The sequence below is a fragment of the Streptomyces viridiviolaceus genome (genome assembly GCF_014650995.1).
In the GTDB taxonomy this organism is placed as follows: domain Bacteria; phylum Actinomycetota; class Actinomycetes; order Streptomycetales; family Streptomycetaceae; genus Streptomyces; species Streptomyces viridiviolaceus.
Genome location: NZ_BMWA01000042.1, coordinates 42,681 through 50,601, shown reverse-complemented (window position 1 = coordinate 50,601; position 7,921 = coordinate 42,681). Strand labels below are relative to the sequence as shown.

The window sequence follows — 7,921 nt, the reverse complement described above, 5'->3', positions numbered from 1 at the left end:
GAGCTGATGGAGGCCCGCCGTCATCTGTACGAGGAGGTGGCCACCGTCGTCGTCGCCACCGACGCGCGCACCCCCGAAGAGGTCACCCGAGCCGTGCTGGAGTCGACCGGGGGTGGTGGCGGGGCGGGTACGACGCGCCGGGGCACACGGGCGTGACAGCACTGGTCCGGCAACGGCTTGCGGCCCGGACCGCGAAGCGCCGCTCACGCTGCGGCGACAGCGGCTCAGGACGATCCCACAGCCCGTCCGGAACGCTCCGCGGCGGCATCGGATCTCACGCGTTGCGACGAGTCCCCCGGCGTCCGGCGGTCCTACAGTCGACCCCGTCACCGAGGAGGACTCCTGATGCGCAGAGTGACCTATTCGATGAACGTCTCACTGGACGGCTACATCGCCGGGCCGGACGGCCGCTTCGACTGGACGGCGCCCGACGAGGAGGTCTTTCGCTCCTGGATCGACGAGATCCGAGAGGTCGGCGTCCACCTGTTGGGGCGACGGCTGTACGAGACGATGCTGTACTGGGAGACCGCCGACCAGGATCCGTCGCTCGACGACTCGATGCTCGAGTGGGCCGCGCTCTGGAAGCCGCTCCCCAAGGTGGTGTTCTCCACCACGCTGTCGGCGGTGCGGGGTAACGCCCGCCTGGCGTCCGGCGGCCTGGCGGAGGAGATCGAGCGGTTGCGAGCCGAGCCGGGGGAGGGCGACATCGCGATCGGCGGCGCGACTCTCGCCGCCGAGGCGGCCGCGTCGGATCTCATCGACGAGTACCGGGCCAGGATCCACCCGGTGCTGGTGGGCGGTGGCATTCCGTTCTTTCCCCGGCACGAGCGCCGGGTGGATCTCGAACTCGTCGAGACCCGCACCTTCAGCTCCCCGGTCGTCCACCTCCGCTACCGCGTGGTGCGCGGTGCGTGATGTCGCCCGGTCCACGGTTGACTGAAAAGAGATCGCGCGGCAGTCCCGGAGACGTGGCGGGGGGCGTTGCGGCGCTGCGGCAGCGCCCCCGTACTCCGTCGGACGGGCCGGGGGCGCTGGGCGCGGTGAACGGCGTGTGCCGGCCTTGCGGGGTCAGGCGTAGTGGCGGTAGATGGCCTGGGCGACGCAGGCCGGCTTGTCGGCGCCCTCGATCTCCACGGTGAAGGCGATGCGCATCTCGACCCCGTTGCCGCGGACGTCCTCGACGGAGTCGACCGTGCCGTGCAGCCGGATCTTGGCGCCGACGCGCACGGGGTGCGGGAAGCGGACCTTGTCCAGGCCGTAGTTGATGCTCATCGAGGTGCCCTCGATGGCCAGGAGCTGGTTGAAGAGGGGGATGATCAGGGAGACGGTGAGGTAGCCGTGGGCGATGGTGCCGCCGAAGGGGCCGGTGGCGGCGCGCTCGGGGTCGGTGTGGATCCACTGGTGGTCGCCGGTGGCGTCGGCGAAGGTGTCCACCCGCTCCTGGGTGATCTCCTGCCAGTCGGTGCGGCCGAGGTCGGCGCCGGCGAGGGCCTTGATCTCGTCGAGTCCGGTGGCGGTGCGCAGGGCGGTCATGGCGGTGCCTTTCAGGAGGTGGTGCCGTAGGTCCGGCGTATGTGGGGCTTGAGCAGCTTTCCCGCGCCGCTGCGGGGCAGGGCGTCGGTGAAGACGAGTGACTTGGGGATCTTGTAGCGGGCCAGGCGGCCGTCGAGGAAGACGAGGATGTCCTCGGCGGTCGCCTCCGCGCCGGGGGCGAGGACGACGACGGCGCGGGGCACCTCCCCCCACTTCTCGTCCGGGATGCCGATCACGGCGCAGTCGTCGACGGCAGGATGCTCGTGGAGGGCCTTCTCGACCTCGGCCGGATAGATGTTCTCCCCACCCGAGATGATCATGTCTTTGGCGCGGTCGACGATGGTGACGTATCCGTCCTCGTCCGCGGCGGCGATGTCCCCGGTGCGGAACCAGCCGTCCTGGAGGGCCGTGGCGGTCTCCTCGGGCAGGTTCCAGTAGCCCCGCATGACGTTGGGGCCCTCCACGAGCAGTTCGCCGCGTGCGGCGTCGTCGCCGGCCGGGTCGACGATGCGGATGTCGGTGAAGAAGTGCGGCAGTCCCGCGCTGCCCGGTTTGCCGAGGGCGTGGTCGGCGTCGAGCAGGCAGACACCGGGGGACGCCTCGGTCATGCCGTAGCCCTGGAGGAAGCCGATCCCGCGTTCCTGGTAGGTGCGGATCAGCGCCTCGGGGACGGGGGCGCCTCCGCACAGCAGCATGCGCACCGATGACAGGTCGGCGTCGGCGAATCCGGCTGCCGCGGCCACCTGCTGGAACATGGCCGGCACGCCGAACATCACCGTGACGCGGAGTCGTTCGATCAGGTCGAGGGTGCGGGTGGGGGAGAAGGAGTCCTCCAGGACGAGGGTGCCGCCCTTGAGGACGGTGGGCAGGCACGTCATGTTCAGGGCGGCCGTGTGGAACAGCGGCGCGGACAGCAGGGTGACGTCCCCGGCGGAGAACTCCCCGTCGACCAGGGTGTTGACGCTGTTCCAGATCAGGTTGCCGTGGGTGAGGACGGCGCCCTTGGCGCGGCCGGTCGTGCCCGAGGTGTACATGATGATCGCGATGTCGGCATGGGTGACGGGCACGTCGAGGGGCGTCGCCGGCAGAGCGGCGAGCCGCTCGTCCAGGGCGGCTCCGGCCGCGACCCGGCGCGGGACGTCGCAGGAGCCGGCGAACGCCTCGAACGCCGCCGTGTGCACCAGGACACTCGCGCCGGAGTCCGCGAGACAGTGCCGCAGTTCGGGCTCGGCGAGGCGGGTGTTCAGCGGTACGAAGACGGCCCCGAGATGACCGGCGGCGAACAGGGTCTCCAGGAAGGAGGGGTGGTTGGGGCCGAGGTAGGCGACACGGTCGCCGGGACGCACGCCGAGCCCGCGCAGGTGGTGTGCCAGGCGGGTGGTGCGGTCGTGCAGTTGGCCGTAGGTGAGCTGGACGTGCCCGTACACGACGGCGGGTCGGTCCGGTGTCCTGCGGGCGCGTCGCGCGGTCCAGGACCCGATGCCGTGGTTGCGCATACGAATGCCCTGCCTTTCGGGTTCGGAAGGGGCCGGTACGGGGAAGGGCGCGTCAGCTCTTGTCCAGGCCGAGCAGCCGCAGTGCGTTGTCCTTGAGGATGCGGGGTCTGACCTCGGGCTTGATGTCGAGCTCGCCGAAGTCGGCCAGCCACCGGTCGGGGGTGATGACCGGGTAGTCGGAGCCGAAGAGCACCTTGTCCCTCAGCAGCGTGTTGGCGTAGCGGACGAGCTGCGGCGGGAAGTACTTCGGTGACCAGCCGGACAGGTCGATGTACACGTTCGGCTTGTGGGTGGCCACCGCCAGGGCCTCGTCCTGCCACGGGAAGGAGGGGTGGGCGAGGATGATCGGCAGGTGGGGGAAGTCGACGGCGACGTCGTCGATCAGCATCGGGTTCGAGTACTTCAGACGGATGCCGCCCCCGCCGGGGACACCGGCGCCGATGCCGGTCTGCCCGGTGTGGAACAGGGCCGGAACCCCCAGTTCCTGGATGGCCTCGTACAGCGGGTAGGCCATGCGGTCGTCGGGCGAGAAGCCCTGCAGGCTCGGGTGGAACTTGAAGCCCCGTACGCCGTACTCCTCGACCAGCCGCCGCACCTGGCGCACGGCCGCCCGCCCCCGCCAGGGGTCGAGGGAGGCGAACGGGACGAGGACGTCGGCGTGGGCCGCGCAGTCCTCGGCGACCTCCTCGTTGGGGATGGGCGGGTGGCCGAGCGCGTGCTCGGCGTCGACGGTGAAGACGACGGCCGCCATGTTCCGCTGCCGGTAGTACTCGGCCGTCTCCTCGATCGTGGGCTGACGGTGACCGTGCGCGGCGAAGTACTTCTCCGAGGCGGCCATCAGCTCCGGGCTGAGCGAGGGATGGCCGGCGCGGGAGACCTCGGCGTGCGTGTGCACGTCGATCGCGGTGAGCCGGCCCGTGTCCATGAGGGCGTTCGTGCGGGCGCTCATGTCACTTGTCCGTCGGCGGCTTGGGGGCGGGGATGCCGTACGTCTCGGGGTCGGACCCGACGCCGCCGGCCCAGGCTTCGGCGATCGCGTCGGCGCTCCAGCCGCCGTCGCGGAACGCGGTCGCCTTCTCCTTGGGGTGGGACCACAGGGCCAGGCGGTCACCGCCGAGGCCGATGGCCTGTCCGGTGACGCCGGCCGAGGCGTCGGAGGCGAGGAAGACGATCAGGCCGGTGACGTCCTCGACGGTGCCCAGCCCCTCGTCCTTGCGCATCCACTCCGGCAGGGGAGCGCCGGTGCGCTCGGACTCCTCGATGGCGGGCGCGAAGGCCGGGATGGTCTTGGTCATCTCGGTGGCGGCCACCGGGACCACGGCGTTCACCGTGATGCCGGCCCGAGCCAGCTCCATCGCCCAGGTGCGGGCCATGGCGGCGATGCCGGCCTTGGCCGCCGCGTAGTTGGTCTGCCCGAAGTTGCCGCGCTGCCCGGCCGGTGAACCGATCAGGACGATCCGGCCGCCCTCGCCCTGCTCGCGCATGCGGACCGCGGCGGCCCGGGCGCAGGTGAAGGTGCCGCGCAGATGGACGCGGACGACGTCGTCGAAGTCGTCGTCCGTCATCTTCCACAGCACCTTGTCGCGCAGGATGCCGGCGTTGGTCACCAGGACGTCGAGCCGGCCGAAGTGCTCCACCGCCGCGGAGACCAGCGCCTCGGCAGCCTCGGTGGTACCGACTGCGGCTGTCACCCCGAACGCCTTGCCGCCCGCCGCTTCCACGTTCCTGACCGCGGCCTCGACAGCCCGCTCGTCCACGTCGTTGACCACGACCGACGCCCCGGCCGCACCGAGCGCGCGGGCGTAGGCGAGACCGAGCCCCCGGCCACTGCCCGTGACCACGGCCACCTTCCCCGAAAGGTCCATGGGAACCACCTCTCATTGACAGGATTCCTGGCTATGAGGGCTCAGTCTCGTGATCGGCAGGAAACCTGTCAATGGGGTACGGTGGACTTTCTCACCGGGCCACCGGGATGGTGCGCCCATCGGCACAGCCACAGGGGAGGGGCGCCGTGACCGACGCCGTTGCACAGCCGGCCGACCAGCAGGCTCGGACAGCTCCTTCACTGCTCTACCTGGTCAAGCGCACCGAGCAGGTGGTACGGGCGCGACTTGAGCAGGTGCTCAAGCCGGCGGGCGTGACCGCCCTGCAGTACACCGCGCTGACCGTGCTGGAACGGCACGACGGCCTCACCGCCGCCCAGCTCGCCCGGGACTCCTTCGTCGCCGCCCAGTCCATGGCCGACATGGTGCGCACCCTCGAAGCCCGGGGCCATGTCGACCGGCGCCCCAACCCCGCGAACCGGCGCGAGCTGCTGATCGGGCTGACCGAGTCCGGGCGCCGGCTTCTGGCCGAGTACGAGCAGCCGGTACGGGAGCTGGAGCAGCGCATGACCGACGGGCTCGGCGCCGACCGGACCGCCGAGCTGCGCGCGGCGCTGGACCACACCTGGCGCCGGCTGTTGTGATGCGGCGCCGCTGAGGAGTACGGGCCGGCCCGTGAGGAGGCGGGCGATACGGCAGCGGTGGCCACCGCCTGGGCGCCGTGGGCGACGCCCGGCGAGCCGGGCATCCGGAAGACAGGGGCGACGACGCACACCGCGGCGACGGTGTCGTCGCCCTCGCGGACCGGGGCGCCGGCCGAGCCGAGCACGAGGTGGCCCGGATCATCCCCGACCCGGCCGTCGAGGCCGGCGCCGCCGGTCTCGCTTCGGCGAGGGCAGACGCCTCTTGTACCGAGCCTGCACCCGCCGGTGCTGCGGGCTGAACGACTGAACGGACGTGTCAGCGGCGGCAGGGCCCGACTCAACCGGGCCCTGCCGGTCCCTGGCAGGCATCGGCGCGCGTGGGGCAGGGCGAGGGCAGATCACTAGTCTGCACGGGTGCTCTCATACGACGAGTTGACTTCACCGGAGCGTGCGCTGTGGGACGCGTTCCCGGAGGGACGCCGCGTGGACCTGCGCACGGGTGTGCCCGAGGACGACCGTGTCGCCGGAGGTGGGCAGTGGGGCCCCGGACGGACGGTTCGGGCCGTCGTGATCGCTGCGCTCCTCCTGGGCGCGAACGCCGCGCAGCCGGGCGCCGTCGCGTGCCTGAGGCTCGCCGGGGCGCGGATATCGGGACGCCTGAACCTGGCCGGCGCGCAGATCGCTCACGACCTACGGCTCGAGGACTGCTGGTTCGAGGAGGGCGTGGACCTCTCCGGAGCGTCGGCCCAGTCGATCGCCATCACGGGCAGCCGAGCGCCGGGCGTGGAAGCCGGAATGACCCGTGTCGAGGGACGACTCGACCTGCGCCGCTCTCGCCTGGAGAGCGGCGCTGTCTCGCCCCTCCACCGCAGGGTCACCGCCTTGTCGCTCATCAACGCCCGGGTGAGCGGCGCGGTGAACCTCAACGGCGCCGAAGTCACCGCACCCGGGGAATGGGCGGTGTCCGCCGGCGGACTGGTCGCGGAGGGCGGCGTCTACTGCCAGGACGGTTTCGTCGCGCGCGGCGAAGTCCGTCTCATGGGAGCACAGCTGCCGGGCGGACTGCACATGCGGGGCGCACTACTGGAACACCCCGGCCGGCGCGGGGTGGTGCTCGCCCTGGACAACGCCGTGGCCTCGACGCTCGACTTCTCCGACGGGTTCACGGCGAACGGGACCGTACGGCTGCGGGGAGCCCGGATCTCGGACGACCTGACCTTCGAAGGAGCCGTCCTGAACGGGCCGCGCGACGGCCACGGCCCGTCACTGGTCGCCGTGCTGATGCAGGCCGTCGACTTCGACTTCACCCTCGCCCGGACCCCGTCCGGCACCGTGGACCTGCGGGGCGCGCAGGTGTCCCACCTCCACGACAGCGACCGCAGCTGGCCGGACGTGGTGGAGCTGGACGGCTTCGTCTACGGCTCCGTCAAGGTGGACGAGGCGGGCGAGCGGCGGGAGGCGGTGGGGCGGCGCGACTCCGTGGCCCATCGGGTGGCGTGGATACGACGCAGCCCGGGCTACAGCCCCCAGCCCTACGAGCAGTTGGCGAGCTGGTACCGGAAGGCCGGCCACGACGACGACGCCCGCCGGGTGCTCCTGGCCAAACAGCGCCACCGGCGTCGCACCCTTCACCGGGCCGCGCGTGTGTGGGGTCACCTCCTCGATGCGACTGTCGGCTACGGCTACCGCCCCTGGCTGGCCGGCGTCTGGCTCCTCGCGCTGACCTTGCTGGGCACGCTGTCCTTCGGCACGCACTCCCCCCATCCGGTCAAACAAGGCGAAGGCGCCCCGTTTCAGCCGGTCGTCTACACGCTCGACCTCTTGATCCCCATCGGCGGTCTGGGGCAGCGCACGGCCTGGTACTGGTCCAGCGACGGCCTCCAGTGGCTGGCCTACCTGCTGATCGCCTTCGGCTGGGTGCTGACCACCGCCCTCATCGCCGGGGTCACCCGCACCCTGCAGAAGAACTAGCGACGCGGCCACGGCCGGCCGGCACCGCGTCCGGGCGGCGCCGGGACCGCCGCGCTCGCGCCGTACCGGCGGTACCGCCTCAGGCGAGCGTCACCTCCACCGGCAGCTTCTTGATGCCGTTGACGAAGTTGGAGCGCACACGCGGGACGTCCCCGGCGAGCTTGATGTCCGCCAGGCGCGGGATCAGTTCCTCGAACATGATGCGGATCTCGGTGCGAGCCAGCAGGTTGCCCAGGCACAGGTGGGGGCTGCCCTTGCCGAAGGTGATGTGGTCGTTGTTCTGCCGGGTGACGTCGAAGTCGTACGGGTTGCCGAAGACCTCCTCGTCGCGGTTGCCGGAGGCGAACCACATGACGACCTTGTCGCCCTCCTTGATCCGCTTGCCGCCGAGTTCGAGGTCCCGGGTGACGGTCCCGCGCTCGCGCAGGGGGTTCCGCGTACGCGTCGTGGTGTG

The 7,921-nt window shown here is 71.4% G+C and carries 7 protein-coding genes and 2 pseudogenes; 4 read left to right on the top strand and 5 right to left on the bottom strand.

Features of this window, described 5'->3' with window-relative positions; genetic code table 11:
• Both IE260_RS38130 and IE260_RS38120 read left to right on the top strand, forming a co-directional pair.
• Window positions 1-156 (top strand): annotated as a pseudogene (locus IE260_RS38130) (shikimate kinase); the annotation flags it as partial.
• A gap of 189 nt (window positions 157-345) precedes the next feature.
• Window positions 346-915 (top strand): dihydrofolate reductase family protein, encoded by a 570-nt coding sequence (locus IE260_RS38120; protein ID WP_189880471.1) that lies wholly within the window; start codon window positions 346-348, stop codon window positions 913-915.
• A gap of 153 nt (window positions 916-1,068) precedes the next feature.
• Here the strand turns inward: IE260_RS38120 and IE260_RS38115 are convergent, their stop codons facing one another.
• The 4 genes from IE260_RS38115 to IE260_RS38100 are packed head-to-tail and all read right to left on the bottom strand — an operon-like array spanning window position 1,069 to window position 4,894.
• Window positions 1,069-1,533 (bottom strand): MaoC family dehydratase, encoded by a 465-nt coding sequence (locus IE260_RS38115; RefSeq protein ID WP_189880470.1) that lies wholly within the window; start codon window positions 1,531-1,533, stop codon window positions 1,069-1,071.
• Window positions 1,534-1,544: 11 nt separating this feature from the next.
• Window positions 1,545-3,029 (bottom strand): acyl-CoA synthetase, encoded by a 1,485-nt coding sequence (locus IE260_RS38110; protein WP_189880469.1) that lies wholly within the window; start codon window positions 3,027-3,029, stop codon window positions 1,545-1,547.
• 52 nt (window positions 3,030-3,081) lie between these two features.
• On the bottom strand, window positions 3,082-3,954 hold the full coding sequence (locus IE260_RS38105) for an amidohydrolase family protein (RefSeq protein WP_189880474.1): 873 nt from the start codon (window positions 3,952-3,954) through the stop codon (window positions 3,082-3,084).
• A gap of 25 nt (window positions 3,955-3,979) precedes the next feature.
• A complete protein-coding gene (locus tag IE260_RS38100) occupies window positions 3,980-4,894 on the bottom strand; it encodes an SDR family NAD(P)-dependent oxidoreductase (protein ID WP_189880468.1) in 915 nt (304 codons plus the stop codon).
• Window positions 4,895-5,040: 146 nt separating this feature from the next.
• Between IE260_RS38100 and IE260_RS38095 the strand changes: the two genes are divergently transcribed.
• Both IE260_RS38095 and IE260_RS38090 read left to right on the top strand, forming a co-directional pair.
• Window positions 5,041-5,496, top strand: a complete 456-nt coding sequence (locus tag IE260_RS38095; RefSeq protein WP_229881725.1) for a MarR family winged helix-turn-helix transcriptional regulator — start codon at window positions 5,041-5,043, stop codon at window positions 5,494-5,496.
• Between the two features lie 414 nt (window positions 5,497-5,910).
• On the top strand, window positions 5,911-7,467 hold the full coding sequence (locus IE260_RS38090; RefSeq protein WP_189880466.1) for an oxidoreductase: 1,557 nt from the start codon (window positions 5,911-5,913) through the stop codon (window positions 7,465-7,467).
• A 79-nt stretch (window positions 7,468-7,546) separates the two neighbouring features.
• On the opposite strand, the pseudogene IE260_RS38085 reads toward IE260_RS38090, so the two are convergent.
• Window positions 7,547-7,885: pseudogene (locus tag IE260_RS38085) on the bottom strand (cytochrome P450); the annotation flags it as partial.
• Between the last annotated feature and the right edge of the window lie 36 nt (window positions 7,886-7,921).